Consider the following 24909-nt stretch of genomic DNA (forward strand, 5'->3'; position numbering starts at 1 on the left):
GCTCATATGCACGTTGAATGGAGCTTCGGCCGAATCGCCGGGGCGCCAGTGGATGGAATGCGCACGACCGCGCGGCGCCTGCACGCAGACTCGAATTATATTGATGGCGTGGGCCCTCTACCGCTCGCCACGCTGGAGATAAGCCCCCAAACGGGCGCTGCTACCTGCGAATTGGCGTACGCGCGTACCTGACGGCGGCGGCGTCACTAAATCGCCCCGGCGTAACCTGAATCTGCCGCTTGCGGCCCGCCCCCGCGTCGGGCATATCCCGCCTCACGGAGCTGTGGCCGAGTGGCTGAAGGCGGCGGTTTGCTAAACCGTTATAGGGTTGTAAAGCCCTATCGAGGGTTCGAATCCCTCCGGCTCCGCCAAACATATGATCTAAGCACCTGAATTTGTTGTAATTAATTTTCAGCCCCTTCGTGTGCCCCTACTTCTGCCCAACCCAAGATGTCCGTCTGATTTGATTTTGCAGCCATAGGACAAGTCGTTGATCCGGCGCCATTGGATCATTTCGACGGCGTGTTGCTATAAAAACTCTTCTCCGTCGTGGGAAACAGCGATCGCAGTTCACGTGCGAAGAAAACCCGTCCGTTTTACTCAGGCTGACGTTGCTCGAGCACGGGCAGCGAAGCAGTGTGGTGCTCATCACGTGCGGATCCTTCCGGACGGCACGATCGAAATTAAGCTTCAGCCCGACATCGCGGCGAGCAGATGGGTCGAAGAACAGCCGCGGCCTGAACGGCGGCCTCTCGGGGGTCGACCCTTTCCCAAGCGGCCAAGCACACCAGATGATCACATGACGCTTGCGCTTGACCGGTATCTGCGGGGAGAGATTCCCTTGGAGCAGCTTCCGCCTGGAAAGTATCCGAATGGCATGCGGGTCTACGCAGATGGCGAATGGGAGGCGATTGTTCGAAGTCGGCCGCTCGGCAAGCTGGAGCGGGCCTGCTTGGAAGCCTATTTCCGAGCGGATGGGCAATTGGGATACCAAGGAGGGATCGCCACAAACGAAAAGCTCGAGGCCAGGGGATTCATCGAAGTTATCGGTCCTCGTCCCGAAGGGCGCATGCCCAACTACAACATCACCAAAGCCGGACGAAATGAGTGGCTTCGCCTGTCGGAGAATCTATGAGCGCAGGGAATGAATATCTCGAAGGGAAGCCCCCAAAAAAGAAATCCCCTGCTAGTCGCCGGGGCCGACCGCGGGACGAGCGCGTCCAGCACGTCATCGAAATCGTCGACTGGGAATGGGACTACATGTTTGGGATCGACACCGGCCGCTTCAACAACGGTCCCTACATGGATTATCGACACCTCAACATCGAAGGAACAATTCTGCGGCCGACCTCCATCAAGGCGTCGGCTGGTGAAGTAACACTTTTCCCGGATCATCGCCTTTCAGACATCGAAGGCCGGCGAAAGCATGAACCGAAGGCGGTCGGAGCAATTTCACACCGAGGCAAGGACTACCAGGCCAACTTGCATCTGCCGGCCGATGCCTTCGGGCTTGTCCTTCAAATGATGATCGCAGGCAGATATCGATATGTCCTGATCGAGGCACACAAGAGCTTCCGCGGCGAAGCCCTCATTCGGCATTTCAGGTTTTCGGGTACAATAGATGAGGATGATTTGGCGTAATCCTAGGCGCCTCGCAGGGGCTCACGACCGTATCGTTGCAGTATGACGCTGCCGCTCCACCTTCGAATCTTATTGCTGAGAGAAAACTGCGTTGTCACCGGCCTATTACCAGCCCGTTTAAGACGAGTTCATTCATGGCTTGCGCCCCTTAAAGAGGCGAAGGACCAGCATTAAGAGCCCCGTGTATGCAAATATCGCGATGAACGGCAGGGCCGTAAGGAAAGCCAGCGCCAGCGCAATCTTGGCTAATGCGAGTGCCAGTTCGCCGCCATTGTCGAACAAACAGAACGCGACCAGAGCCACGAACGAGCCAGCGAATAGTGCCTTTATCGAGTCGCTTGATAGCCATCGTTCCATGTCGGGGATGGTAGCAGCGCTGGCAGCATTGCCGCCAGCCATGGCTTAGTGAGTTTGCCACCTATGCCGTAAAAATCTATCCCCGTGTTGGGCGCTTTCGCGTGTCCGTGTTACGGTCCGACAATGGACCTTACGAACGAACAAGCGGCCGCAATCATTGGCTGGGGAAAGCGAACTCCGGGTATTCGCGCCATCATCCTGTTTGGCAGCCGCGCAAAAGGCCAGTCACGTCCTGAAAGCGATGTCGATTTAGCTATTGAGATATCGGGCCAGGATCCCCTCGCCGTATTCTGCTTTGAAGGAGAGCAGTGGCAATGCGACCTGCGCGCCGCCACCGGTCTGCTGGTGAATATAGACTTCCTCGGGCCCGACAGGCCAAAGGTACGGGCTTATGTCGATGAATGCAGTCTTGAGCTATTTCGGCGTAGATCGCTATAATTCGTGCGTCCTAATCCCAAAGCCCGCGGCTAACAGTGTCGCCCCTGGTCGTTGAGCCGGCCTCGAACAGTACCTCATCGAGCGACACCAACCGCGCGTTGCCGAATGTGGCGAAGTTGACAGGAAAAGCCCGGTAGTGAGCTTTGATGTACCAGCGCAGTTTTTCGCTGATCTGGCTACGATCGAGCCGCCCCTCCAGCAGCGACACGATAACTTCATTGATCACCACGTCTTTGTCCGGGAAATGCTCGGGCAACATATTTCCGATGAGTTGAGGGTCGCCGGGATCCCACTCGTATTTGAAGGTTCCGGCGGCCACGGCCTGCACCGGGTTGGATCTGCCGATTCTCTTTTCGATGGCATCTAACACAAAGCGATTGAACTCGGGATCGAGCCGACGCTGTTGGTAAAATTTATGACCGGTGGTCAGAATTAGACGCCGATCGATCTTACCTCCGCCGACTGGGTACCCATTGCAGATTTGGTTTGTAGTCGCGCCTCCTTCGATGGCCTTTTTGACCTTCGCGATGGCCAGCGGCGACATTCTGGGTGGATTGTCGCGCGCGAAATTTCGACATGCGAGGCAACAGCGCCTCCCCCTCGACGGATCAATCCGAACGTTTGTCCCGATCATGGGATGCAGGCCCTTCAAACAAAACGTCTCTGTCAATTTGCGAAGGCGCGATCCTTTGCCGAGGTTGCAGTTGATCTTAGAAATTCGCCAAGCCTCGGCGGCCCATTCCGGATGTAACTCGCAATGTTTTTTGAACCTATCGAAGCTCACCAATGCCGGACCCAATTTTTCCCCGCCGCCGGTAAGCTTTCTAACCGTACTCCCTGCTTTCAGCTTCTCCATAAATTCGATGGCCATCTCGGGCGGGATGCCGGGCGGCATGCCTCGCCACCTCAGTTCGGCAGCCCGGTGTTTGTCAGCCAGTGATTGGCCCAGTGGCACCCATTCGATCTCCATGGCTCCGCTCCATCAGCGCGGAATGCGCAGACAGATTGCAGAACCTGAGTCGCGGCGGTCCGGTGGCGGGCATCGCCATCCGCTGTCCACAGTCGAGGCGGACAGGTCCCGAGTCGGCAAAAATCTGCGCCCTAATGCGCTATGTGACCCCCATCACGGTGAGCCCGGACCCCGTCCGGCAATAGTCCGCTCACATCAACGGCGCACGACGCCACAACAGTGGGAGTGGGACTATGAACACGGAAATTCGTGAACTGGGCTACATCGATCTCGACGCGGTGTCTGGCGGCTTTATGCGTCTCCCTTTAGTGGCCGTCAAAGTGGCGTCTGCCATCAAAGGCGACGAAGGAACGGGTGGTGGTATGAACGACCCGGCCCAAATGTTTCAACAGATTATGCAGCAATTGACCCAACAGGGGTAAGCGCGCTGGGTGCGGGTATGGCAGCGCCATTTGCTTCGACCGCTCTAGCGACTGGGCGCTGCGCCGCTGAGTCCAAATAAAGTAAAGGCCGCCTCAGTTGGCGGCCTCTTTCAGCCGCCAACGTAGCTGGCTGGGCGCGGACACATGCGCCGGTAACGTTGCCGGATGCTCAGTCGTCACACTTAGCGGCCATCGCACCACGGTCGCCGTTTCGGGCAGGACGTGCCGCTGCAGACGTAGCTATGGGCCAGACCCTCGCCGATCAGGATCTGCCCGACGTCACGGCCGCCGACCGTCAGGACCCCACAGAGCCGCCCATAGTTGCAGCGGCTGGTACCCTCCTCGCCTGGCCGGCAGGCACATGCTACCCGGCGTCAGGCTGGCATTGCCGGTACCGATGAGGCCTCGAAGACGCTGGGTAGCCTTCTCACCACGCTGGCGCTCGTCATCGCAGCGCGCACGGTCGCCCCGTTCGGGAGTATCGAAGCCGACCAGTCGGTAAGTGGAGCCCGCATGGCGCTACAGTATCGCCGTCGATAACTTCGATCGGCCCGTGGTTTGAAAATAGCGGTGGTGGCCTGTTTTGAATGTGAACGAAGATTGAACGATTTTGCCATTCCATCGTTTTATGGATATGGACCGGGATCGGGAAAAACAGGCAGTAGAGGCCAAGCTCGCCAAATGCCGAGAGTTGGCGCAGGAGTTCCGTGACGGTCCAATAGCCCAGATGATCCGCGACATGGAAGCCGAGCTTCGCCAGCAAGTGCGCGATCTGGAAAAGTAAGGCCGCCTCAGTTGCCGCTCGTATAGGAACGGCCTGCCACGCAAAGACGTTAAGATGTCGGTCTGTGGCGCAAATTGTGCCATCCACCCGGAACGGCCCATCGTCGAACGCGCGTTTGCCGGTGGGCCGGTTCTCGCAAGGGCCGCCAACTGAGGCGGCCTTACTGTCGGACGAAGGTGCTCATTAGCAGCACCGTTACGAGTAGGACCGCCAATCGTTAATTGGAACCGCTAGCATATTCTTTGCACCTGGCTACTCAGCCGGGCTTAAGCCGAAATCTTTTGAGTGAGCGCCATCTTCCGCCACTTCGAAACCCTCGGCCACCAATCCACGCTTGAGCAATTCTCGCACCGCTGATGCGCGGCTCGGCATGCGCTTCAGGAACCGCCAATTGTCGACCAGTTTCAATTCGGTCGGGTTCAACATGATCTGAAGGCGTTCTGCCCGGTTGAGTACACCCATGGTCCTCCTCCGTGGTGCGAAAACTTACTCATTGGAAGTACAAAGCAGCAAAAACGTTCCTGGCTAATTAGGGTTCTTAAAGTGTTCATCCGCTAAATCCATCTAAATTGCCGGTAACTCATTGGGAGAATTAAGTTTTTTCTTGACAGACTGAACCTGTATGGCGGGATAACGTTGACCCGTCATCGCGCGGCTTTTGGTATCTATCGGGGATGAGAACGCCCGTTGCCGCCCTCCTCTTACGGAATGGAGCAGCGCATGAAGAAGCGTCGCCGTTTCAAGCATGAGAAAACATTTGAAGAACGACTAGCGGAAGAAGCCCACCGCTTTAGAGAGGCGGCCCATGCGCTTCCTCCCGGTACCGCTCAGGAACTGCTCTTGAGGCGGGCCCGGCAGGCCGAGACGGCATCACACATCAACAATTGGCTTCGATCTCCCGGGCCACAGCCGCCCCAGGCTCTAGAAAATTTAGTTTCCGATCAGAAGAAGTAAGGCCGAGCCCGTGTCCTAAACTCGCAAGGGGGATCGCAGTGAAGGACTATCAAGCCTCTCTGGAGAAGCTTCGGAGCGATGCGGCTGAAGCGGCGAGGATCCGGGACCTTGCAACGGATATGACTAAACGCGAAATGTTCGACCGGCTAGCCAAGCATCTGGGCCAACTGGCGGACGACGTTGAGCGGGCAATAAACGCCGCGGTATGATGCTTACCGAAAGCCCGGGATGACCAATGCCCACTTATCGCCTGTTGCAAAACATGCCCATGGGACCGGAAGACATTAGGCGTTTAACGACCGCCTTTGAACAAGCGTTGCGCACCCTCGGCATTGTCGACAGAGGTGACCCGCTGGCTGAACTGGTCGCCAGGAAAATCATCGAAATCGCACAGACTGGCGTCCGCGAGCCGAGCGACATTTCTGCTCTGGCGATCAAGGAAATCGACATCCCCACTTAGAGTCCCCCTTCCTGTCACCTCGATCGCGTTCCCTAACGTCCGAGCCGGCGCTCGACACGCTTCCGGCTGGTACCCACTTTCTTGACCACTTTCATTCCACCGGCGGCGCCGCAAACTGTGGTACACTTAGTTAGCGCGACCTACCAAGCTATTCCGGCGTGGCCGAGATATTGCTGAAGGAAACTTTTTCGACTTGTCATGGCAAAGCCCCTTCGCTGAGGATTGAACACGCGCGGCGCCGACAAGGAAGACAAGGCCACCGCATGAAGTTTGCCAACGACTGCCTCAGAACAGGGCGCCTGAGTGATGTCGTCCTGGCGCACCACACCGTTAATTAGTAGGCCTGACGATGGGCTGCATGTACCGGTAGCCCAGTTGGCTGGAGTGGATTTGGGGCATCATCTTTCTTGGCGGTTGGCGCCATATCGCACCAGATTCAAAGAAACTTCAGTATCGTGCGGGCGTTGTAGTCCGTAGCGTTTGAGTTCTCGGATGGGCAAGCGTGCGCGCAGGGGTGTTTCGGCCGCCGAGAAATCGGATATGCCGAGATTCATCAAACCCCAGCTGGCCACGCTGAAGTCCAAAACCCCCAGGGGGGATTGGCTCCACGAAATCAAATACGACGGCTATCGGGTCCAAGTCCACCTCGTTAACGACGCCGTCAAGGTCTTCACCCGGCGCGGCAACGACTGGACCAAGCGGTTCAGGAAGATAGCTGGCGACGCCTGGCACATCAGCGCCGGATCCGCGATCATCGACGGCGAGGTCGTAGTCCCTTCGGCCGACGGCACCACCGATTTCTCAGTTCTGCAGAACGAACTAAAAGGCAAGTCCGACAAGATCGTTTTCGTCGCGTTCGACCTGCTCTATCTCAACGGTTACGACCTGCGGAAGCTGCCGCTGGTCGAGCGCAAAACCCATCTCAAGAAGCTGATCGCCGGGACGACCCTGCAGTTCAGCGAAAGTTTTGAGGTCGACGGCCGCGAGATGTTCCAGCAGCCGGACCGGCCGGACATCGAGCACTATGGCAATTGCCCGGTCTGCGGCGCCTTGATCGACATGCGCGACCTCGCCCAGGTGATGGCGCACGCATTCCCAGGCAGCGGCCGCTTCAGCCGAGCGGGCCCGTCATCGTGATGGCGTGACCGGGCCACCAACGTTGAGCAGGTTGGAAACGGCCGTCAAAAGCTGTGCCGGCGCAAAGGGTTTGGTTAGCAGAACGCTATTCGGAACGCCCTCGATCGGCCATTGGTCAGCGGCCGCACCGGTCATGTAGATGATGGGAAAGGCCTGATCGACTTCTCTGGCTTTTCTGGCCACTGCCCAGCCGTCCAATGCGCCCTTCAGATTGATGTCGGTGACGAGAGCGCGATAGGCAATGCTATTTCCTTGCAGCACGGTGACGGCCTCCTCGCCGGAGGCGACTGTCGCCACTTCAAAGCCACCATCCGAGAGTGCTTCTTCGAGGATGCCTTGAATTTCCTGGTCGTCTTCAACGACCAGAATGGCCAATAGATCGTCCATTCTGCTTTCCCGCGGGCTACCCGCCCGAGATATCATGCCGGACCTGGCAATTCGTTCCAGAGAAATTTGCAAAAGTGTAGATATGACGCACGGCAGGGCGAACTCGGCCCGCGTTGGTTTTGCTGGCTTGAACGGTGCCGGCGGCCTGAGCTCGCCGTTGATCCACGGATCGGCCGCGTCCATTGGGTCGCCGCGATTCGCATCGTTCGCAGATGTGAAGAGCTTCCAGCAGGGCCGACTCCCGATGCAGCGGGCCCCCACATTTCGAGCAGGCCTTCGACGGCAGAATGCGCGGCACCCGAGGGTGGAACTACCTTAGAACCGTCCGGGCACCTTGCAAGGGGACCGGATGCAACGAGGACAGAGCGGCGCGCAAAGGTTCACACCCTACACGGGCAAGTCCTAATGCCGCAGGAACAATGAGAGTTGAGTCTAGTTGAACGGTCTTCTGAGCAACAGGAGACGGTCATGGCTAATACGGCACGAGACGTTTACGTAGTCGGCCTGCCCAAACGCGCACTCCATGGAGGTGCAGGCGCGAGAACTAATGGAGCGTCAGTCGGAACGGTTGACCGACTATCCTGAGGCGCAGGCGCGGGTGAAGGAACATTTGGCCGAAACAAACACGCAGCTGGGTCGCATCGAGCAATGCATGGAAGCCTGCGGAGAGAGCAGCTCCGCATCAAGGACACGGCGCAATCCGTGATGGGCGGCATGGATCGATGCGAACGTCGAAAAGGTGACCCAACAATATCTGGCGATCGAGCAGCGCAAGGCAGCATAAGCCCTACACATATTCGCCTGACCTCAGTTCAACCTGCGGGCGCTTTCATGGGCCCGCAGGCCGGCGTTCTCGATCCCGTCGGAACCGCACAATCGGTCATCGGGCAGCGGAGGCATAAAATTTGGAATTGCGCCGGTTCGGCAGGATGCTACGCTAACGCGATGCCTGCGGTCGAGCTTAGGCAGGTGGGGGGTTCGAGCCGTGAGGGTGTGATGATCATCGAACAAGACGCCATCGATTCGTTGCTGGCCTCCCTACAGAAGCCCAATGTGCATCAAGGCGCGTGGGGATCCGACGAACTTTTGCAGGCACTGCCGGCAGCGCTCTACATGACGGACGCCGCCGGCATCATTACTTTCTACAATGAAGCGGCGGCGCAATTGTGGGGATGCCGGCCGACGCTCGGGACATCCGAGTTTTGCGGGTCATGGAAGCTCTATTGGCCGGACGGCACTCCCTTGCCGCACGCCGAATGTCCGATGGCGCGGGCTCTTAAAGAACGGCGCCCGATCCGAGGTATGGAAGCGGTCGCCGAACGGCCGGACGGCACGCGCGTGCCGTTCATTCCATATCCAACGCCCCTGTTCGATGCTTCAGGGGCTTTGCTTGGCGCAGTCAACATGCTGGTGGACATCACCGAGCGCCAACAGGCCGAACAGCAACTTCGAGATAGTGAGGCACGCTGTCGTGTCCTCGCCGCGATCGTCGAATCGTCCGACGATGCCATCGTTTCGAAGGACCTCAACAGCATCATCACGAGCTGGAATCTGGGCGCGCAACGGCTGTTCGGCTATAGTGCTGAAGAGGCGATTGGGAAGTCGGTCACGATGCTGATCCCTCCCGATCGTCAGGATGAGGAGCCGGCCATTCTTGCCCGCATCCGGCGCGGCGAACGCGTCGAGCACTACGAAAGCGTTCGTCAACGCAAGGATGGCAGCACTATCGACATTTCGCTGACTATCTCACCGATCAGGGATAAGGACGGCAAGATCGTCGGCGCTTCGAAAATAGCCCGGGACATTTCATTTCGAAAGCGAGCAGAGGAGCAACAGCGGCTAATCTTCCGAGAGATGGACCATCGCATCAAGAACCTCTTTGCTGTCGCCGGCGGCGTGGTCACGATGAGTGCCCGATCGGCGAAAACAGCGGAAGAACTCGCTTCTGTTGTGCGAGACCGCTTGGTTTCCCTCGCGAAGGCCAACGACCTGACGTTGAAGCTGACAGCGGATGGCACACATCGAACGCAACAGTCAACGCTGCTTCATACGTTGATTAGGACGATTCTCTCCCCTTATGACGGCGGCACCGACAACGGCGGGGCGCGTGTCGCGATCAGCGGACCTGACATTCCAATCGCGGGCGATGTGGTGACGGGTTTTGCGTTGCTATTGCACGAGTTTGCAACCAATGCCGCAAAGTACGGGGCACTTTCGACCGAAAGAGGCTCCATCAATATCGTGTGCTCCGAAAACACTGCCCAATTTGCGGTAACGTGGACGGAACGCGGAGGACCACCGGTCGGTCGTCAAGCGAAGGTCGAGGGCTTTGGTACATTACTCGCCCGTACGACGGTGCAGAGCCAATTCGGAGGCGTGATCGTGTGGGATTGGAACCCAGCAGGCCTGACAATAGATCTTTCTTTTCCAAAGGACCGCGTCGCGGCGCATCCCTAACGCTCATCAGTGTCGGAGGTCGGGTGGAAATCTCGGACGGGTCGAGGGATCGATCGCGGCAGCGTCTCTTCGATCCCTTCGCCCATGCGCGCGGTTCAGTTGAAGCAATCAGAGGGGTTTCGTGACGATGGACGCGCCGTTAAGCTTGTAAAGACGATGTGGCCACGCCGGCACATACCCCAGAAGCGCGCCGCGCTCCCGCATGTCCAAATTCGACCCGCCGAGACTTCCTATTAAGCGCCCACGTTTCGATTGGCTGCTCTGGGCATCTGTTGTCTGCCAACGTGTTTGCTTGCCCTGTTCGTCGGCGAACTCGGCACATAGGCGGGTCGCCCATCAAGTGGCCGCGATCACGCAAACGGCCTCAGCGCGATACTCTACGCTGCACCGAGGTCGCCAACCCACTGGGGGTTTTCTCCCGACCGACTTGGGAGGACGCAGCCGGGAGCGCGGAGTCGATTCCCACGGCGCAAGTTCGTTCCTAACCAAGAAAAAGCCCCGCCATTCCTGGCGGGGCAAGTGGGGTTGGCGTTTCGAAAAACGCTGGGGGATTTATTGCCGATTTTCCCCGAACCTTCATCCGGAGAACTACTGGCTGGGTTGATCTTTCCGAACTATTTCGGAGTACCTCAAAGCCGCATGGTAGGCCCGCCTGCGCGCCATCGGCACACAGGTGGGAAATAAAGCTCGTCGCGACCGCGCTGGCGATATCGGCAGTCCTGAACGCCATCCCCTTTGAAGTCCTTGCGCGCGCGGATGGTGCCGTTGCAGACAACCATCCATTCATTTTTCATGAGACGTTGACGTGTTGCAGCACAGTGTCCGCACGGCGGCGGCTGCGGTGATCGACTGATCATTGCAAGTCCTGCACGTCTAACAAGGGATACAAACAAAATGTTGAAGCGAACAAGATGGCTGCTCGCCGGTGTTACCCTAACGGTGTTCTCGACGCTAATGCCCATTTCGGTCGGGTCCGGCTCCGCCGAGGCCGCCGTTTACTGCAAGACGGCGGGCGTGCCGGACGGCTGTGTGGCCCGGTCCACAGCAGCGGCAGGCGCACCGGGTAGAGCTAACGTCGCAGGCATCGGTGCCGGTGCACCAGGTGCTGGCGTCCGCGCAGGCACTCCCATGAACCGCGGCGGTCCCGTCAACCGTGCAGGCCACCGCTAGGACGGATGTCGTTGATTGAACAGTGCACCTCTCCCGCTTGCGGGAGAGGCCGCGGCGCTGGAAACCCAGACTTAATAGAAGGCCCAGCTCGCGGTCACATACGGGCCGTGGTTGGTGAAATTGCTCAGAAGGTGTTGCTGCGTCGCGAGGTAAATGCCGATGGGCGGAAGCGTCAGGCTGGTTGGGACTTGGGTCAGTTCATATGAATTGACCGCATCGAAATAGACCGCCGCCTTATAGCCGGCCTCGACCTTGAACAATCCGTAAGCAGTCGGTGCAAAGGTGTAGGAGGTGGCCAATCTGCCGTCGATGCTGGGAACCACTCGGGTCGCATTGGGAGAGGTTATGTACTGGCTGGAAAGTCCGAATGCGGGAGAAAGCGTGGTGAAATCCATCCTGCTCTGCGCAGAGCCGATCAAGACGGCGCCGGCCATCTCGCCGATGAACTGGAAGTCGCCGATGCCGAACTGACCCTTGATACCGACACGGGGGCCGGCACCGGTGAACAAGGAATTGACGGTGTAGCCCGAGGAAGCCGCGCCATCCGGGCTTGCGAACAGGCCCGACAGGTTCTGGCCGATACGCGCCGCCGATACGCCGCCGAAGGCCCGCATCTGGAACGAGCACTCGGCGCAGAAGGTGTACCCGGCGTCCAGGTTGACGACGTCATAGGCGGTTTTCACCGAGCCACTGCCGTTCTTGTACAGGCCCGATTCCGGCCCGATTAGATAGGGCGGTCCCACCATCTCCGTCGGCGAAGCAAAGAACGAGTCCGTCGCGGTGTTGCGCAGGTGCGTCCAATTCAGCTGGATATCTTTGGACCCATCGGCCATGTAGCGGGCGCCAAGGCTGAAGGATGGCGTGAAGTTAGGCTTGAGCGATTGATTTCGCCAGTGCGGTGTCACCGGCGGCAGAGGATTGGTCAGCGTGCCATATTCGAGATTGCCGGCACCCGGCTGCAGGAATGAAGCCGTTCCGCTGACTTCGAAGCGGGGCGCATTCGCCCGTCGCGGGCCGACATAGCCGAGATCGGCGGCCATGCTGTCCGGACCTGCCGATCGCGGCAGCGGGACGAGCGCCGTACCGGAGCCCGAATCTGCCGGCCGAGGTTGCAGCTTTGCCGCCTTGGGCGTTTCGAGGCGGTTGAGCCGCGCGCGCAAGGCGGCATTTTCCCTTTCCAGCGCATCGAGACGTTCGGAGATTTTGTCGGCGACGGCAGGACCCGGCACCGCCGCGACGGTCAGTCCAAGACACGCAAGCAATGCAAGTTTTGTGACGCTGTTCATGATCCGGCGCTCCCCGAGAAAACATCGAGGCACGGACTCACAACTCGTCGTAACGGCAGCCCTCGAATGGAGGTTCCAACGCAACGACCGAATCGGTGACGGTCCTGCCTAGTGCAAACGCTAGGAGTATTCATCAGAACAAGGTGATCTAAATTGAACACCTGCCGAGAATGTCGGGAAGTGTGCTTTTGCGGTATGCATCGCGGGCGCGCGTGAGGCAAATTCACGAGGGCTAGGTCCGTCATTTTACGGACATCTTCAGTCGGCGGACGGCTTCGACTCGAATTTGCGCCGGTACTAGAGCTTCCGCCCCGAAGGCGCTGCGAACGGATATTGCACAGCCGAGGAAAAACGCCTGAGCCGGCGAGCGACATTTGCAAATTCCAAAGAGGCCGGCCTGTTTGCTTGCTGCTTCTGTCCGCCCTTCCGGGCGGGCGGCCTGCATTCGGTGCCGTACTGTACCAAATGGGTGACAAGATTTCGGGCGGCGAAGCGTAGGCTGCTCGCGAAAATTGATTCTGTGACGGAAACTCGACCCGGAGGATGCATCATGAAGACATTGCTGCTCGGTACCGTCGGCGCGCTTGCAGTGGTCACGTCGGCTTCTGCCGCAGACGTGGCTATCCGTTCCTACACCAAGGCGCCCACGATCATCAGCGCCATGTACGACTGGAGCGGCTTCTACATCGGAGCCAACGGCGGGTGGGGATCGAGCCGCAAGTGCTGGGATTTCAGCAATGCGGCCGGCGCCTTCAATGTTTCCGAGGGATGCCACGATGCAACCGGCGGCACCGCCGGCGGCCAGGTCGGGTATCGCTTTCAGAGTTCCAGCATCGTGTTCGGTATCGAAGCCCAGGGCAACTGGGCAAAGTTCCGCGGCAGCAACCAGAGCATCCCGTTCCCGGCCGTCGTTAACGCCACGCGCGTCGACGCTTTCGGAACGTTCACCGGCCAGATCGGCTATGCCTGGAACAACACGCTGCTCTATCTGAAGGGTGGCGCCGCTCTGACCTCCGATCGCTATCGCGGCTATCTGACTGCCACCGGCGCCCAGATCAGCGACACTGTCGACGACACCCGTTGGGGTGGCGTGATCGGAATCGGCCTGGAATACGGCTTCGCGCCCAACTGGTCTGCCGCGATCGAATACGATCACATGTTCATGCAGGACAGGTTCATCACCTTTACCAACAACGGCACGCTCGCACCGGCAGGGACAGCCTACGCCAGCGACCGCATTCATCAGGACGTCGACCTCATCACCGTCCGTGTCAATTATCGCTGGGGCGGCGCGGTCATCGCCAGGTATTGATTGTTCGGAGAGCGGCAGTCAAAGCCGTCGCTCACTCGCCCTGTTTCATGTCGCGCAAAGTTTGGTCGACACTGCAAACGGTCACGCCCGCAGCAGACAGAACGCGAGTCGTGGGCCGTTAGGAGGACTCCGGCTCCGCCACCCTTCGCCCTGACGGGCTTCGGGTGGCAGGCCACCCGGAGACCGTCAGGACGAAGGGTGTCTCCCGAAGCTCCGAAGGAGCGCAGGGAGACTGTTGCCACATGTGGCACGTCTATTTCCTTGAACTCAGCAACGGCGATATCTACGTCGGCTCGACGGATGATCTTCGACGTCGATTTGCGTCGCATCAACAAGGGCACGTTATTTCGACATGCAAGTTTTTGCCGCGGCTTCTTCGCTCATACGTAGCGGTCGGGGATCAGGTAACGGCTCGCAGGCTTGAGCGGTACTTCAAGTCGGGCTCCGGCAAGGCATTTACCAAAAAGCGCTTTTTACCGACAGTGCCGCGATGATCGCCCGCGTCTGAGACCACCACGAAAGTCCCGTCCGCAGAAGGATAGAACAGGCCCTTCGTTTAGTTGCCTGGAATCCAATCAGTGGAAAGAAAGCTAAGATTTTGGCGCGAGAAAATAGAAATTCTGGCGTGCCGTCACTGACCCGTAGCTGAACGGCTGCTGCCGCCGATCTGTCAGGTCCATGACGTCATCTCTAACGGTATCGAACAGCCGTCGGATCTCCAGCCCGGGGGTTTGCAAATTCTTGACCAGCGCGGCCGTGAACGGGCTGTTGCTGCTATCGCCATCAGATGCCGTTTCACCATGCTTTGCCGCATACGCTACGATGGTGTTGTCGTTCGGCTCGACCCTCGCCAGGCCGCGGGATACAGCGCGCAGGGCGACCGTGCGCTTCATTTGGCTATCGAACGGATTGTTGCGGCATGCATCGAGAATGACAACCCGTAACTTGCTGGCGCGGGCGATAACCGTAAGCACTTGGTCGAGCGCGATGGCTTCAAGCGATACGTCACGGTCACTCGTGAGGGCGGCATCAACCGGGATCAAATAGTTCACGCCCCCAACTTCAATGCCGTGACCTGCAAAATAGACAACTGCCCAGTCCGAGCCATCTGCCGCTCGTGCAAAATCGCGCAACGCCTGCAACGTTTTTTCAAGACCAAGGTCGGTCTGGAGCATCACCGACTGGAAGCCGACCTGGCGCAGCGCCGCAGCCACTGTCGCCGCATCGTGTTGCGGATTTGGCAGACGGGCCACATTCCTGTAGGCGGAATTGCCGATCACCAGGGCGACGCGCTTCTCCGGGTTAATCGACGGCACCTGCGTGACGACAGCCGGTTTTTGGATCGGGGCAGCAGCAATTTCCGGTGGCGTTGGCGGCTGTGGAAGCGGTTGTGCGACCACCGGCGGAAGGGCCGCTGGAGGTGTGGGGTTTGATCCCGGTAGCGGCGCCTTGGCAAGGAAGAAAAAGTTCTCGGTCAAGGAATCCGAAATCCAGGGCACCTGCTCGCTGCGCGAAGCCCGGATAACGACAGTGCGAACACGTTGTAAGGCTTCCGACGCCAATACCTCGGGCGCGCGGATTTCCTTCAGCAACTCCCGGACGAAGAGCCCCTGCTCACTGATCTTGTCTGGAACGACAGAAGACAGCGCGGTCGAATACATCACCAGTGTGCCGCCCGGCGCGATGACCGGGGCAAGGCCGGCGGAATAGCTCCGGAACCGGCGCTCGAACGGATTGCGCCTGGAGGCGTCGATCAGGACGATCTTGACGGCTGCGCCGCGGCTATTGAGTTCGCTCAGAACCGTCTCGAGGCTGAACCCGTCGCGGCGAACGTCCGGCTCGGTCCAGATACTTGCATCGACCGGGATCATGTAGCTTTGGCGGCTCGACTGCACGCCGAAGCCCGAGAAGAAGATCAAGGCGACCGAGCCCGGCTTGACCTTCCCGTACAGGCGCTCGAAGGCGCGGCGCATGCCGTCGCCGGTGAGGTTTTCGCCGATATCGACAGTGAAGCCGCCGCGCCTGAGTTGTTCAGCGACATCGCGCGCGTCGTTGATCGGCTCCTTCAGCAGCCCCGCTTCGGCGTCCGGATATTTCGTGTTGCCGATCACCAGCGCAAAACGCTCGCCGGCCCCGAACGACGGGGCGATCGACGCCGCCGAAAAGATCACCGTGAGTAGCAATGCGAGGTAAATCTTCATGATCAATTCAGCCAGGTAAAAAAAGCGCACATCCAGCGTTGCGGCGTGACAGCTTTACTCAAGAACGTCGCGATTTCAATCCAAACCGCTCCCCGCCGACAGACCGCGGTTAACCGGCAATTCCGGATGTGTCCCCTCGTGGACCGCTGTTAGCTCGAAGTGGATAGCGGGAGACTGCCCTCACCCCATTTCGCACGTTGTCGCAGTCCAGGTACGCTCAACGCCGTGGTTCGATCTGAGTGTCTTGCAACGGCAGGCCATCGAAAAAAAGGCCCCGCCGGATGAGTTCATCTGGCAGGGTCAAGTCAGGGTTAGCATTGCGTTGCGCAAAACAACGCTGCAAGCAATCATCGCGGGTTTTTCCCGGTTTGAAAGATGATTGTTTGTTCTTCAATCCTAGAGACTTGATTACATGCTAGGCGAGCGCTCCCGCGAAAAAAACGAAGTTGCCGCCAAATCAGGCGGCCTTGCAATCCGGATTGGCAGCGCCGCTTCGAAGTTCCGATCCATCGTCGTCCCTGCGAACGCAGGGACCCATAGCCACCACGGTTTGTTGTTAGAAGAATATCTGCCAGCTTGCCGTATCATCACGGCCGCGGCGTATGGGTCCCTGCGCCCGTGCGCAATTGCGCACTAGGCAGGGACGACGATGAACAGGATGCTTCCGCCTTGAGTCGCGCGCAGCTGTCGAGCGAAAGCACGCGGCTGCGCGAGGAACCGGATCGCTGCATGGGCGAATATCCGCGCGGCTTAATACCATACTCCATCGTCGTCCCTGCGAACGCAGGGACCCATACGCCGCGGCCCTTCAGTTAGGCGATGTGGCAAACGCCCTTCGTAAACAATCAACATCGGTGGCTATGGGTCCCTGCGTTCGCAGGAACGACGATGGATAGGATGCCTTGAGTCGCACGCTCGCAATGGCGAATGGCATCGCTGACTGCGACAAAACAACCCGACGGGCAAATCACTTCCGATTTACGGAATCGATGTCAAGCCCCGAAATAAAAAATATTTCGCTTTTACGGAAGTGGAAATCAGTTTATATCCTTGCCCATCCCGTCCCGCCAGAGGGGCGTATCATGATCGTCACGATCGTTGGGACGGGTCGCGGTGGACGCTGGTAGTGCCGATAACGAACGGCACGAGAGCGTACGGCAAAGACGTGTGGTCCCGACGCCGCGTTGCTGGCGTCAATGCACCTGGAGGCAATAGCTTCCAGGGCGCAACGGAGGCAAAAGAGCCGTTCTCCGGGGAGAGCTCGTTATAAGCCGTAAAGCCATTGCGCAGGGAATGTCGGATGTTCTCCGCTGCCCTGTATGCTCGTGTGCGCACTTTCTTGTGCACATTGCACACGAGATCGCGGGTGCAGCGCGCATCCGGCATTCCCTGCGCCCTCTTATTTTCGAGGGCGAAAAGTAACCAGCAAGACTCGGGCGCAATGCGTCGCGAGAATGCGGCCACACGTTCAACTGTCATCGCCCGGCTCGACCGGGCGACCCAGTATCCAGAGACGCCGATGATAGAACCGATAAGCCGCGGCGTACTGGGTCCCCCGCCCCCCGTGCGCAATTGCGCACTCGGGCGGGGGATGACAGCATCGTGCGAAGTTGCACTGTCACGCGCGCCGATATCTGCCTGCAAGCGGCTCTCGAGCCTGACTATCGCAATTGAAATCCCAAATTTCCGCGTTGCGACAGACAAATCACGTGCCGACTCGAAACGACAACCCGTGCTTGCCAAGTTCCCGCAGTATGCAAAGATGCAACTGCCTTCGTTGGTGCGTTGCTTGCCGTTCCGGCTTGCTATTTTGACTTGCAATTTCGGCTTGCTATACGGACTGGAGAGTTGCGTGAGCGAATCTATTCATCCTGCCGCCCCTCATCATCTCCCCGGCTTCATCACGGCTCCGGGTGACACCGACGTCCTGATGATCGTCGTCGGCATCTTCCTGATCGGTGTCGTTCTGGGAGTCGGCAATCTGTATCTGCATTTGCATACCTTGCCCGAACGAATGGCGCACAAGTCGCAGAAGTTCCAGTTTGAGGTCGTGGCCGTGCTCGGCCTGCTGGCGCTCTTTACCCACAACCACCTGTTCTGGGTGATCGGCCTGTTCCTCGCCATGATCGACCTGCCGGACTTCAGCACGCCGCTGCGCAGGATCGCCGGATCGGTCGAAAAGCTGGCCGGCGTTCCCCCTGATCCAGATCCGACCGCGCCGCCTGCTGAAACCGCAGGCCACGCCGCCGGCACGCATGGCGCCGCCGCCAAGAGCGAGGCACCGGGTCATGCTTGAGATCATCCTCTGCTCGCTCGTGACTGTCTTGCCGGACTATCTCTATCGCCGCTATTGGCAGGGAAAGCGCATCGGCAAGGAGATCACGCTCTATTCAGTCTGGTTCGAGCTGCGATTTGGCATCATCGGCTGCCTGATGCTCACGGTCGCGCTGATCACGATGATCTTCTATTATCATCCGTCGACCACGTCGGCGACGTTGTACTATCGCACCGTTCCGATCGTGCCCGAAGTCGCGGGCCGGGTGGCGGCGGTTAACGTCGAACTCAGCGCGACCGTCAAGCAAGGTGACGTGCTTTTCAGGCTGGACAGCGCCAAGCAGGAGGCCGCGCTCCTGACCGCCAAGCGCAAGATCGCCGAGGTCGATGCCGCCATGCTGTCCGCCCAGGCGGATATCATGAAGGCGGAAGGCCAGCTTCAGGAGGCCAAGGGCGCCCTGCAGCAGGCGCAGGACGAACTCGACACCAAAAGCGAACTGCAGCGGCGTAACCCCGGAATCGTGCCGCAGCGCGACATCGAAAAACTCGGTGTGGCCGTTGCGGGCCGCCAGGGCTCCCTTGACGCCGCGACCGCTGCCAAACAATCCGCCACCATCCGCCTCACCGCCCTGCTCCCGGCCGAGAAGGCCAGCGCAGAGGCCGCGCTGGCCGAAGCGCAGGTCGATCTGGACAAGACCTTCATTCGCGCCGGTGTCGACGGGCGGGTCGAGCAGTTCGGCCTGCGGCCGGGCGACATCGTCAATCCAATGATCCGGTCGGCCGGCGTTCTGATTCCGCAGGGCGCGGGACGGATTGCTCTGGCGGCGGGGTTTGGGCAGATCGAGGCTCAGGTCATGAGGGTCGGAATGGTGGCCGAGGCCACCTGCATTTCCAAGCCGTGGACGATCATTCCGATGGTGGTGACCCAGGTGCAGGACTACATCGCGGCGGGCCAGTTCAGGGGCGGCGAACAGCTGATCGATGCGCAGAACACCGTGCGCCCCGGCACCATTCTCGTGTTCATGGAGCCGATCTACAAGGGCGGGCTGGACGGCGTGACACCGGGCAGCTCCTGTGTCGCCAACGCCTACACTAGCAATCACGAACGGATCGCCTCAGGCAAGGTCGGCGCGTTCAAGAGCTTCGCGCTGCATGTCGTCGACGCCACCGGCCTCGTGCATGCGATTCTGTTGCGGATCCAGGCCGTGCTGCTGCCGATCAAGACGCTGGTGCTGAGCGGGCACTGAGCCCCGACGGCGGAAGCGAGCAGGCGACCGTCGCGGCGGTTACGGCCGGCCCCACGCTTCGTTACCGGAGGGGTCGCGCCGCCTCGCCTTCAGCGTAAAAACATCGGCGATCGGCAACCCGTCCCTTTCCGACAAAAGCGTGGTGGACAGATAGAACCCGGCATTCGCCGGCTCGAAACGGTTGATGCGAACAACGACCGTGTCCCCGATGTCGAGGTTGCGATAATAGTAGACGTCGCGCGCGGTGGTCGAGGTTTCGAGGCACCAGTCCTCGTTCAGGTCCGCAAGCCCGTGCTTGCGGATCAACAAACGTTCCATCGAGTCGCAGATGGTCGGATAGGCCGCATAGTAGAGCAGATTGGCACCGTTGAAATCGATATAGGGGCTCGGCTCATAGGGCGCCGTCAGATTGAGGCCGGTCCGATCGGCTCCGACCTTTCGGTCCAGCACGAAGAGGTCCGCGGTGTCGTTTTTCCGCAGGCGCTTGGCCTGATCCAGCAACGCCGGCGGCTCGGTCAGTTCGGCGCAGCCGTAGGCGATGGAGACCGGCGGGTTGGATTTCTTCAGCGCGTTTTTCCCGGCCGTCGAGCGCGATGCAAACGCCGTAATCATCTCCAGCCTGGTGACCATGTCGTGGCCGGTCACGCTCACCTTGCTGCAGAAAAACGAGCGACCGTAATTGCCGAGATCGATTTTCGCGTCGAGTTCGTCATTTTCCTGAATGTGCGCCAGCGGGCGGTTGGATCGCAAGGAGATAGCGACGAATGTGGGGTAGAGCCGCCCGCCCGCTTCGTCACAGATCGCACCCGACGGCATGCCGAGCGCTCGGCAGATGCCCTGCCAGTGCATATCGCCGCAGTGTTTGAACAGCCAGTTTTCGGAAAGACCGTTGGCCACCACCTGCGGCATATTGATCGGTATCTTCAATTGATCCCCCGCAGAAGATCCTGGAGAGTCCTGCTGTCGAACCATTGTGTGTCGGGGATCGCACGCCCAAGCCGCGTTTCGAGGGCGGACCGCAATTCCATCAGTTCCAGCGAGTCCAGAACCGTATCTTCCACGGCCTGAGTAAGCCAGGAGGGGTCGAACCGGGCATTTACCCGCTTCACGATAACGCAGAATTCGTCTTCGGTCATACTGCCTCCAATCAGGATTGGATCGTGCCCGCGGTCACGATTCCGTCCGCAGCGGGTCCATCGCATAATGTCCGGCGCTAACTTCGCGATAGCCGGCTTCCACCAGCATTCGCCTCGATGCCTCATTGCCGGGAAGCACTTCGGCGACGAGCCGCGCATGGGCAAACCAATGCCGCGCCAGATTGAGGGCCGGGACCGCCACACCGTGCCGGTATTTCTTCGGACTGGTGACCACAGTCACCTCGTACAAGCAATCGCCTTCACGGTCCAAGCGCAAAATACCCGACGCCTCGCCGTTGTGATCGATGATGCAGAGGTGTCCATTGGGATTTGCGAGATAATTCTGCAGCCAGTTGACGTGCCCATCCCACGTCGGTTTGACGGGATTGCGGGCATAGCGCCGCGTGCGGTCGTCAGTTTGCCATTGGAACATTGCCTCGGCATCTTCCATGGTGGCCGGGCGCAATGTCACCTCACGGCCATCCCGGGCATATTCAGGACCGAGGCTCGAAAGCTCGACGAGCGGAAAATCCTGGGACATCATCCCCTCTCACCCATCCGGCATCGTCCAGTTATGCTTGCTGAGATGCCAGGGAGCAAGAAGGGGCCAGAGCGATCCCAAATTCATCCGCCACATCCCCGAAGTCGGGGAGGCTGCCCACTGGTTCCGCTCCTCTGTCGGATATCTGCTCCGAGAGTTACCGGCCGGCGCGCATGGGCGACCGGACCCGAGCGGCGCGCTCAACAGCTTGCGGCCGCCTGCTCGCCAAAGCGAAAGGTGTTAATGCGAGGTCATCCAGGCGCGGGCTTCGCGCTGCGCCGTGGCGATCTCGACATCCGACATCATCTCGGCGACTTCGCGGCGCATCGAGATCGCGTCGGTGCGGCCCTTCAGGGCGGCGAGATTGAACCACTTATGGGCCGCGACCAGATTGACGACGCCGGAACGGCCGCTCGCCCAATACAGGCCGCGCTCGAACAGCAGGTCGGGGATTGCGGTTTCCACCGGCGTTGCCGTCTCCAGATCGAACTGTCCCTGAAACATCGTCGTCACCCCTTTTTTATCGTTGCCGCCCTCCCCCGAGCGCGGCCCCTGTCCACTGTCTAACGTCCCGTTATCGTCCCACGCCGTTTGCCGGCTTGTTGGGATCATCATGGCCCATCAAATTTGAAGGGCAGTTTAAATATCGCGATGAACGGGGCGTAAACGCGGGCGCGGAACTGCGAGCATGGAATCGCAGAACTGCCTGTGCCGCAGCGACAAGTTGGAATTTATGAAGACCGGTTTACCCTGCCGTTTCGCACAACGATAACCATCCGCGACATCTTGCATTTCGCGCGCCTCAACGTCGGCGCAAACGGATCGGCGGTGTTGCAAAAGTTCCAATGATGGATCGGCGGCGGTGCGCGGCGCAACCGCTGCTCGGCGGCGCAATCTGCCACGACCCGCGTCAGCCACAGGCGGTCGGGACAGGCAGGTAAAGGAATCGGAGGGATCGAATGCCGAACGCCGGAGGCGCGGCCATCGGAACGGGAGGGGTTCCGGGGAACGAGGGCGTCGGCGAACACGTCAGGACCAGATTTCAGCCGGGCTCAGGGCCCGGTGAAATTGCGGAGCAAAGATTCCGCACCGAACGAAGAAAACCAGTTTCTTCTGCCGGACCGGTTTTGGGAAAGCGAACTCTCCCGAAAGTCGATCCAGCCGTTTGACCTGATGTCTCGCCGACACCCTCTTTCGTCGACCAGAGCCATCCGATTTAGACTTGCTCCGGAGAGCAGATCGTCCGAAGGCTCGTGTGACGTGCCGGCATCAAGCCGCCGGCAATTCTTGGAGAAGCGAAGTTACTTCTTCTTCTTGGCGACCTTGCGGGTCTTCTTCGCAGTCTTCTTCACTGCGCTCTTCGCCTTCTTTGCCTTCTTAGCTTTCTTGGCCATGTTGCCCTCCTAATGTAAGTGAGATGGCTTAGTTCGCTGTGTGCACTCGGGAATCGATGTGCACTACATCCCGAATACACCAACACGTTCAAAAAAACAGCGTCCCGCTTAAGGAAGTGTTGACGCCGCAATGTGAGAGCGCGCCCGAAACGTCGCTCGACGACACCGCAACATGCCCGCGCAACGATGCAAAAAGTGCAGCAACGATCGGCATCGGCGTTTGTCAATATTGAAGGAAACACTAGTACTATAGATGTTTTCGCGATTCACGCTGGCAATGATCGCTGCACAATCGACGTCATCGCGACTCATCGAGACCGCCCAAAAGCGGTTCGCTCGGACTCTGAGTCGCAAATTTTGGCAATGAAAAAATTTTCGTGGAAACCGCCTTGGCGTCTCATCGGCGCTCGCCAAAACCGATTTTTTGGACGAATCGCGGCGACCGATTCGCGGGGCGCGTTTGCCGTCGTGACGTGAATTTCGGTTGGCGCCGAACGATCGATGCACGATTGCGTGCGTTGAATTTGACCGCAATGACGACGAGAAGCGTCCCGTTACGGTACGCTTCAGATGCCGAGCTTCGCCTTCAGCAGATCGTTGACGGCTTGCGGATTGGCCTTGCCGCCGGACGACTTCATCACCTGGCCGACGAACCAGCCGGCGAGTTGCGGCTTGGCTTTCGCCTGCGCGACCTTGTCCGGGTTGGCGGCGATGATGTCGTCGACCACCTTCTCGATCGCGCCGAGGTCGGTGACCTGCTTCATGCCGCGCGCCTCGACCAGCGCGCGCGGGTCGCCGCCTTCCTGCCAGACGATCTCGAACAGGTCTTTGGCGATCTTTCCGGAGATCGTGCCCTCGCCGATCAGGTCGACGATCGCGGCGAGCTGCGTCGCTGACACCGGCGAGCCCGTAATATCACGGCCTTCCTTGTTGAGGCGCCCGAACAGCTCGTTGATCACCCAGTTGGCGGCGAGCTTGCCGTCGCGCACCTTGTCGGTGAGCCCTGCCAGCACGGTTTCGTAGAAGTCCGCGCTCTCACGCTCGGCCACCAGGACGCTGGCGTCGTAGGGCGACAGTCCAAAGCTATCGATGAAGCGGGCCTTCTTCGGGTCCGGCAATTCCGGCAGCTCCGCCTTCAGGCCGGCGACATAGGCTTCGCTGAACTCGAGCGGCAGCAAATCGGGATCGGGGAAGTAACGGTAGTCGTGCGCCTCTTCCTTGGAGCGCATCGAACGCGTCTCGCCCTTGCCGGGATCGTAAAGCCGGGTTTCCTGGTCGATCGCGCCGCCGTCCTCGATGATTTCGACCTGGCGCCGCGCCTCGTACTCGATCGCCTGGCCGATGAAATTGATCGAGTTCATGTTCTTGATCTCGCAGCGGGTACCGAGCGGCCCGCCGGGCTTGCGCACGGAGACGTTGACGTCGGCGCGCAGTGACCCCTTCTCCATGTCGCCGTCGCAGGTGCCGAGATAGCGCAGGATCGAGCGCAGTTTGGTCACATAGGCCTTGGCCTGCTCGGCATCGCGGATGTCGGGTTTTGACACGATCTCCATCAGCGCCACACCGCACCGGTTGAGGTCGACATAGGACATGGTCGGGCTCTGGTCGTGCAGCAATTTTCCGGCGTCCTGCTCCAGATGCAGCCGCTCGATCCCGATTGCGACGCTGTGGCCGCCGTCGAGTTCGACCTCGACCACGCCCTCGCCCACGATCGGCGACTTGTACTGGCTGATCTGGTAACCCTGCGGCGAGTCCGGATAGAAATAGTTCTTGCGGTCGAACACCGAGCGCAAATTGATCTGGGCGTTCAGCCCAAGCCCGGTCCGTACCGCCTGCCGCACGCATTCCTCGTTAATCACGGGCAGCATGCCCGGCATCGCCGCGTCGACCAGCGAGACATGGGTATTCGGCTCGCCGCCGAATTCGGTCGAGGCCCCCGAGAACAGCTTTGATTGGGAGGTGACCTGGGCGTGGACTTCCAGCCCGATCACCATTTCCCAATCGCCGGTGGCGCCCTTGATCAGCTTTGCCGGCTTGACGGTCGCGTTCATGCTTTTCCACTCCCGAGCAGCGCGGACACGATCCGCTCCCATTCGGCTTCCAGAGAATCGTTTGCCACCGGCTGGCCCGCCTGCCGGTACCAGTAGCCGGCATTGCCGAGATCGCCTTCGACGCGATGCAGGTAGGCATGCACCCAGGCTGCGCTGGCCGTGTCTTCGTCCTGGACGATCTTGTGCGCCTCGTCCCATTGGCCCTTGGCGGCCCACCACAGTGCGGCCAGCGGCGGCTCCAGGCCAGGTGCCGGAGCAGCGTCCGATAAACTGGCGCGGAAGTCGCTCAT

At 59.6% G+C, this 24909-nt stretch carries 26 protein-coding genes, 1 tRNA gene and 1 pseudogene; 16 read left to right on the plus strand and 12 right to left on the minus strand.

From position 1 onward, the window contains the following. Positions 1–277: 277 nt before the first annotated feature. The 3 genes from ACSQ84_RS20440 (at position 278) to ACSQ84_RS20450 (ending at position 1641) form a co-directional block, all read left to right on the plus strand. Positions 278–371: transfer RNA gene (locus tag ACSQ84_RS20440), tRNA-Ser, on the plus strand. A 428-nt stretch (positions 372–799) separates the two neighbouring features. Next, a complete protein-coding gene (locus ACSQ84_RS20445; RefSeq protein WP_436213501.1) occupies positions 800–1135 on the plus strand; it encodes a hypothetical protein in 336 nt (111 codons plus the stop codon). Then, entirely contained in the window at positions 1132–1641 is a 510-nt protein-coding gene (locus tag ACSQ84_RS20450) for a hypothetical protein (RefSeq protein ID WP_436213502.1), read from the plus strand. The genes ACSQ84_RS20445 and ACSQ84_RS20450 overlap by 4 nt, the downstream gene beginning before the upstream one ends. 132 nt (positions 1642–1773) lie before the next feature. Here the strand turns inward: ACSQ84_RS20450 and ACSQ84_RS20455 are convergent, their stop codons facing one another. After that, positions 1774–2040, minus strand: coding sequence for a hypothetical protein (locus ACSQ84_RS20455; protein WP_436213503.1), 267 nt, complete (start codon positions 2038–2040; stop codon positions 1774–1776). 81 nt (positions 2041–2121) lie between these two features. On the opposite strand from ACSQ84_RS20455, the gene ACSQ84_RS20460 reads away from it, so the two are divergent. Further along, on the plus strand, positions 2122–2436 hold the full coding sequence (locus ACSQ84_RS20460) for a nucleotidyltransferase family protein (RefSeq protein WP_436213504.1): 315 nt from the start codon (positions 2122–2124) through the stop codon (positions 2434–2436). Positions 2437–2446: 10 nt separating this feature from the next. Here ACSQ84_RS20460 and ACSQ84_RS20465 read toward each other — a convergent pair whose 3' ends face one another. Further along, positions 2447–3406: a hypothetical protein gene (locus ACSQ84_RS20465; RefSeq protein ID WP_436213505.1), complete on the minus strand. Its 960-nt coding sequence runs from the start codon at positions 3404–3406 to the stop codon at positions 2447–2449. Between the two features lie 233 nt (positions 3407–3639). On the opposite strand from ACSQ84_RS20465, the gene ACSQ84_RS20470 reads away from it, so the two are divergent. Both ACSQ84_RS20470 and ACSQ84_RS20475 read left to right on the plus strand, forming a co-directional pair. Next, on the plus strand, positions 3640–3828 hold the full coding sequence (locus ACSQ84_RS20470) for a hypothetical protein (RefSeq protein ID WP_436213506.1): 189 nt from the start codon (positions 3640–3642) through the stop codon (positions 3826–3828). A gap of 610 nt (positions 3829–4438) precedes the next feature. Continuing rightward, positions 4439–4612, plus strand: coding sequence for a hypothetical protein (locus ACSQ84_RS20475; protein ID WP_436213507.1), 174 nt, complete (start codon positions 4439–4441; stop codon positions 4610–4612). Positions 4613–4864: 252 nt separating this feature from the next. On the opposite strand, the gene ACSQ84_RS20480 is transcribed toward ACSQ84_RS20475, so the two are convergent. Further along, positions 4865–5074 (minus strand): hypothetical protein, encoded by a 210-nt coding sequence (locus ACSQ84_RS20480; protein WP_436213508.1) that lies wholly within the window; start codon positions 5072–5074, stop codon positions 4865–4867. Positions 5075–5332: 258 nt separating this feature from the next. Here ACSQ84_RS20480 and ACSQ84_RS20485 point away from each other — a divergent pair, with 258 nt between their 5' ends. From ACSQ84_RS20485 to ACSQ84_RS20500, 4 genes and pseudogenes are all read left to right on the plus strand, one after another. Beyond that, positions 5333–5566 carry a hypothetical protein gene (locus ACSQ84_RS20485; protein WP_436213509.1) on the plus strand — a complete coding sequence of 78 codons (234 nt, stop codon included), beginning with the start codon at positions 5333–5335 and terminating at the stop codon, positions 5564–5566. Between the two features lie 38 nt (positions 5567–5604). Continuing rightward, positions 5605–5775: a hypothetical protein gene (locus ACSQ84_RS20490; RefSeq protein WP_436213510.1), complete on the plus strand. Its 171-nt coding sequence runs from the start codon at positions 5605–5607 to the stop codon at positions 5773–5775. 26 nt (positions 5776–5801) lie between these two features. Further along, positions 5802–6026 carry a hypothetical protein gene (locus ACSQ84_RS20495; RefSeq protein WP_436213511.1) on the plus strand — a complete coding sequence of 75 codons (225 nt, stop codon included), beginning with the start codon at positions 5802–5804 and terminating at the stop codon, positions 6024–6026. A gap of 492 nt (positions 6027–6518) precedes the next feature. Next, a pseudogene (locus ACSQ84_RS20500) lies at positions 6519–7019 on the plus strand (ATP-dependent DNA ligase); the annotation flags it as partial. A 135-nt stretch (positions 7020–7154) separates the two neighbouring features. On the opposite strand, the gene ACSQ84_RS20505 reads toward ACSQ84_RS20500, so the two are convergent. Continuing rightward, positions 7155–7550: a response regulator transcription factor gene (locus ACSQ84_RS20505; protein ID WP_436213512.1), complete on the minus strand. Its 396-nt coding sequence runs from the start codon at positions 7548–7550 to the stop codon at positions 7155–7157. 547 nt (positions 7551–8097) lie between these two features. Here ACSQ84_RS20505 and ACSQ84_RS20510 point away from each other — a divergent pair. Beyond that, the gene (locus ACSQ84_RS20510; protein WP_436213662.1) at positions 8098–8256 is read left to right on the plus strand and encodes a DUF892 family protein; all 159 of its coding nucleotides are present in this window, start codon (positions 8098–8100) and stop codon (positions 8254–8256) included. Positions 8257–8546: 290 nt separating this feature from the next. After that, a complete protein-coding gene (locus ACSQ84_RS20515; RefSeq protein ID WP_436213513.1) occupies positions 8547–10007 on the plus strand; it encodes a PAS domain S-box protein in 1461 nt (486 codons plus the stop codon). Positions 10008–11248: 1241 nt separating this feature from the next. Here the strand turns inward: ACSQ84_RS20515 and ACSQ84_RS20520 are convergent. Then, positions 11249–12463, minus strand: coding sequence for an Lpg1974 family pore-forming outer membrane protein (locus tag ACSQ84_RS20520; protein WP_436213514.1), 1215 nt, complete (start codon positions 12461–12463; stop codon positions 11249–11251). A gap of 550 nt (positions 12464–13013) precedes the next feature. Between ACSQ84_RS20520 and ACSQ84_RS20525 the strand changes: the two genes are divergently transcribed. Both ACSQ84_RS20525 and ACSQ84_RS20530 read left to right on the plus strand, forming a co-directional pair. Then, a complete protein-coding gene (locus ACSQ84_RS20525; protein WP_436213515.1) occupies positions 13014–13775 on the plus strand; it encodes an outer membrane protein in 762 nt (253 codons plus the stop codon). 242 nt (positions 13776–14017) lie between these two features. Further along, positions 14018–14269, plus strand: a complete 252-nt coding sequence (locus ACSQ84_RS20530; RefSeq protein WP_436213516.1) for a GIY-YIG nuclease family protein — start codon at positions 14018–14020, stop codon at positions 14267–14269. A gap of 96 nt (positions 14270–14365) precedes the next feature. Here the strand turns inward: ACSQ84_RS20530 and ACSQ84_RS20535 are convergent, their stop codons facing one another. Then, the gene (locus ACSQ84_RS20535; RefSeq protein WP_436213517.1) at positions 14366–15976 is read right to left on the minus strand and encodes a caspase family protein; all 1611 of its coding nucleotides are present in this window, start codon (positions 15974–15976) and stop codon (positions 14366–14368) included. 1852 nt (positions 15977–17828) lie between these two features. On the opposite strand from ACSQ84_RS20535, the gene ACSQ84_RS20540 reads away from it, so the two are divergent. Together ACSQ84_RS20540 and ACSQ84_RS20545 are read left to right on the plus strand one after the other, a co-directional pair. Next, positions 17829–18272, plus strand: coding sequence for a hypothetical protein (locus ACSQ84_RS20540; protein ID WP_436213663.1), 444 nt, complete (start codon positions 17829–17831; stop codon positions 18270–18272). Further along, positions 18265–19497, plus strand: coding sequence for an HlyD family secretion protein (locus ACSQ84_RS20545; protein WP_436213518.1), 1233 nt, complete (start codon positions 18265–18267; stop codon positions 19495–19497). Before ACSQ84_RS20540 ends, ACSQ84_RS20545 begins: the two co-directional genes overlap by 8 nt. A 39-nt stretch (positions 19498–19536) precedes the next feature. On the opposite strand, the gene ACSQ84_RS20550 is transcribed toward ACSQ84_RS20545, so the two are convergent. The 6 genes from ACSQ84_RS20550 to ACSQ84_RS20575 form a co-directional block, all read right to left on the minus strand. Next, a complete protein-coding gene (locus tag ACSQ84_RS20550) occupies positions 19537–20424 on the minus strand; it encodes a Pnap_2097 family protein (RefSeq protein ID WP_436213519.1) in 888 nt (295 codons plus the stop codon). After that, a complete protein-coding gene (locus ACSQ84_RS20555; RefSeq protein ID WP_436213520.1) occupies positions 20421–20633 on the minus strand; it encodes an acyl carrier protein in 213 nt (70 codons plus the stop codon). The genes ACSQ84_RS20550 and ACSQ84_RS20555 overlap by 4 nt, the downstream gene beginning before the upstream one ends. A gap of 34 nt (positions 20634–20667) precedes the next feature. Beyond that, a complete protein-coding gene (locus ACSQ84_RS20560) occupies positions 20668–21174 on the minus strand; it encodes a GNAT family N-acetyltransferase (protein ID WP_436213521.1) in 507 nt (168 codons plus the stop codon). A gap of 240 nt (positions 21175–21414) precedes the next feature. Further along, positions 21415–21678, minus strand: a complete 264-nt coding sequence (locus ACSQ84_RS20565) for a hypothetical protein (RefSeq protein ID WP_212266315.1) — start codon at positions 21676–21678, stop codon at positions 21415–21417. A gap of 1456 nt (positions 21679–23134) precedes the next feature. After that, complete coding sequence (gene gatB / locus ACSQ84_RS20570; protein WP_436213522.1) at positions 23135–24619, minus strand: Asp-tRNA(Asn)/Glu-tRNA(Gln) amidotransferase subunit GatB; 1485 nt, start codon at positions 24617–24619, stop codon at positions 23135–23137. Continuing rightward, positions 24616–24909 (minus strand): hypothetical protein, encoded by a 294-nt coding sequence (locus ACSQ84_RS20575; RefSeq protein ID WP_436213523.1) that lies wholly within the window; start codon positions 24907–24909, stop codon positions 24616–24618. The genes gatB and ACSQ84_RS20575 overlap by 4 nt, the downstream gene beginning before the upstream one ends.

It is taken from the genome of Bradyrhizobium sp. LjRoot220 (genome assembly GCF_964252915.1).
In the GTDB taxonomy this organism is placed as follows: domain Bacteria; phylum Pseudomonadota; class Alphaproteobacteria; order Rhizobiales; family Xanthobacteraceae; genus Bradyrhizobium.

Bases quoted from the DNA above. Each gene is read 5' to 3' on its own strand.
- ACSQ84_RS20445 (WP_436213501.1), top strand. From the start codon at position 800: ATGACGCTTGCGCTTGACCGGTATCTGCGGGGAGAGATTCCCTTGGAG.
- ACSQ84_RS20450 (WP_436213502.1), top strand. From the start codon at position 1,132: ATGAGCGCAGGGAATGAATATCTCGAAGGGAAGCCCCCAAAAAAGAAA.
- ACSQ84_RS20455 (WP_436213503.1), bottom strand. From the start codon at position 2,040: ATGGCTGGCGGCAATGCTGCCAGCGCTGCTACCATCCCCGACATGGAA.
- ACSQ84_RS20460 (WP_436213504.1), top strand. From the start codon at position 2,122: ATGGACCTTACGAACGAACAAGCGGCCGCAATCATTGGCTGGGGAAAG.
- ACSQ84_RS20465 (WP_436213505.1), bottom strand. From the start codon at position 3,406: ATGGAGATCGAATGGGTGCCACTGGGCCAATCACTGGCTGACAAACAC.
- ACSQ84_RS20470 (WP_436213506.1), top strand. From the start codon at position 3,640: ATGAACACGGAAATTCGTGAACTGGGCTACATCGATCTCGACGCGGTG.
- ACSQ84_RS20480 (WP_436213508.1), bottom strand. From the start codon at position 5,074: ATGGGTGTACTCAACCGGGCAGAACGCCTTCAGATCATGTTGAACCCG.
- ACSQ84_RS20485 (WP_436213509.1), top strand. From the start codon at position 5,333: ATGAAGAAGCGTCGCCGTTTCAAGCATGAGAAAACATTTGAAGAACGA.
- ACSQ84_RS20495 (WP_436213511.1), top strand. From the start codon at position 5,802: ATGCCCACTTATCGCCTGTTGCAAAACATGCCCATGGGACCGGAAGAC.
- ACSQ84_RS20505 (WP_436213512.1), bottom strand. From the start codon at position 7,550: ATGGACGATCTATTGGCCATTCTGGTCGTTGAAGACGACCAGGAAATT.
- ACSQ84_RS20510 (WP_436213662.1), top strand. From the start codon at position 8,098: ATGGAGCGTCAGTCGGAACGGTTGACCGACTATCCTGAGGCGCAGGCG.
- ACSQ84_RS20515 (WP_436213513.1), top strand. From the start codon at position 8,547: ATGATCATCGAACAAGACGCCATCGATTCGTTGCTGGCCTCCCTACAG.
- ACSQ84_RS20520 (WP_436213514.1), bottom strand. From the start codon at position 12,463: ATGAACAGCGTCACAAAACTTGCATTGCTTGCGTGTCTTGGACTGACC.
- ACSQ84_RS20525 (WP_436213515.1), top strand. From the start codon at position 13,014: ATGAAGACATTGCTGCTCGGTACCGTCGGCGCGCTTGCAGTGGTCACG.
- ACSQ84_RS20530 (WP_436213516.1), top strand. From the start codon at position 14,018: ATGTGGCACGTCTATTTCCTTGAACTCAGCAACGGCGATATCTACGTC.
- ACSQ84_RS20535 (WP_436213517.1), bottom strand. From the start codon at position 15,976: ATGAAGATTTACCTCGCATTGCTACTCACGGTGATCTTTTCGGCGGCG.
- ACSQ84_RS20545 (WP_436213518.1), top strand. From the start codon at position 18,265: ATGCTTGAGATCATCCTCTGCTCGCTCGTGACTGTCTTGCCGGACTAT.
- ACSQ84_RS20555 (WP_436213520.1), bottom strand. From the start codon at position 20,633: ATGACCGAAGACGAATTCTGCGTTATCGTGAAGCGGGTAAATGCCCGG.
- ACSQ84_RS20560 (WP_436213521.1), bottom strand. From the start codon at position 21,174: ATGTCCCAGGATTTTCCGCTCGTCGAGCTTTCGAGCCTCGGTCCTGAA.
- ACSQ84_RS20565 (WP_212266315.1), bottom strand. From the start codon at position 21,678: ATGTTTCAGGGACAGTTCGATCTGGAGACGGCAACGCCGGTGGAAACC.
- gatB (WP_436213522.1), bottom strand. From the start codon at position 24,619: ATGAACGCGACCGTCAAGCCGGCAAAGCTGATCAAGGGCGCCACCGGC.
- ACSQ84_RS20575 (WP_436213523.1), bottom strand. From the start codon at position 24,909: ATGAGCGACTTCCGCGCCAGTTTATCGGACGCTGCTCCGGCACCTGGC.